Here is a 1292-nt window from a genome sequence, read left to right as displayed (position 1 = left end):
GTTTAAGAGACAGCGCCCTCCCCGTCCTCCGGCTCCTCCCCGGCGCCCGGAGCCTCCCCCTCGTCCTCTCCGGGGGCGGGGTCGGTGATCTCCAGGACGTCGATCTCCCACCGCGCCAGCAGACCGCGCTCGACCGCCTCGGTGAGCTCCAGCTCGTACAACCGCTCCCCGTACAAGGCGGGATCCGTCATGGAGGCGACGGGCCGCACCCACCCGTCGGCCGAGGGCACGGCCTCCCACAACCTTGGGGTGGCGGTCATGAACAACCGCCTCCGAGCGGGCAGGCGGTCGTTGTCCAGGGCCATCGCCCACGCCTTCCCCGCATCCCCCGACGTGCGGTGCGCCTCGTCCACCACCAGCAGGTCCAGGACCGGCAGGGCCGGGCCGGTGAAGGTCTGCGCGCGCACGGCCTCCTCCACCACCCCCCACCGCTTCCCGCCGTCCCCGCCCGGAGCGTCCTCGGTGCCGGTCTCGCGGGCGTTCTGGGGCACCAGGGAGGCATACGTCATCAGCACCGTCACCGGGCCCGGCACGGCTGTCCAGCGGGCCAGGAACCACGGGTCGGTGGTGCACCGCACCCCGAGGGCTTCCAACATCGGGTCCCGACTCAGGGAGCAGACCGCGATCATCGGACCCCGGCGCCCGGCCCGGCGCCACGCCTCCACCGTCTGGGTCAGCAGGTCCAGGGTCGGCACCAGCACCCCGACCCTGCCGTCGGGGACCAGGCGGTGCGCGGCAGCCGCCGCCGTGATGGTCTTCCCCGTACCCGTGGCCATCACCACCGTGCCGCGCGCCTCACGATCGGAGACATCGGCCAGGCCCCGCACGATCGCCTCCACCGCCTCCCGCTGGTGCGGCCGAAGCGTGAATTCCCCACCGGAATTCCGGTCACCGCTCACGAATGATCCCCTCCTCGAAACAGGCCACGAAAAGCACCGCACGCGACAATTGCCCCCGCCCCGGAAAGGGCGGTGACCGCATTTCCCAACACCTACCGGTGATGCAATCCCCGGCAACCAATGGGGAAATGCGGCGGGCATTCCGCGTCGCCGGTCGGGCGCCGGGGGCGGTCCCCCGTTTCCCCAACATCTACCGGTGATGCATCACGCCCAACCGACGGGTTGTCACGCCACCCGACAGCATGCCCGGGACGCCCCGTGCCCGTCAAGGTGATTGGCCGAAAAGTGGCCCACCGGTCACCCGATCGGGTGGTTCGTTGCCCGTTCCCGCCCCGGATTCCCCGGCACCCGACGGGCCGTCACGCGCCGGCCCCCGCCCCCCCTGTTCCCGGT

Annotated in this window: 1 protein-coding gene; it reads right to left on the bottom strand. The window is 71.9% G+C overall.

Features of this window, described 5'->3' with window-relative positions; genetic code table 11:
* Positions 1–2: 2 nt before the first annotated feature.
* Complete coding sequence (locus FOE67_RS26010) at positions 3–899, bottom strand: DEAD/DEAH box helicase family protein (RefSeq protein ID WP_323385543.1); 897 nt, start codon at positions 897–899, stop codon at positions 3–5.
* Positions 900–1292 lie beyond the last annotated feature (393 nt).

It is taken from the genome of Streptomyces calidiresistens, from assembly GCF_014141525.1.
GTDB lineage: Bacteria > Actinomycetota > Actinomycetes > Streptomycetales > Streptomycetaceae > Streptomyces > Streptomyces calidiresistens.
This window is presented reverse-complemented; position numbering and strand designations above follow the sequence as displayed.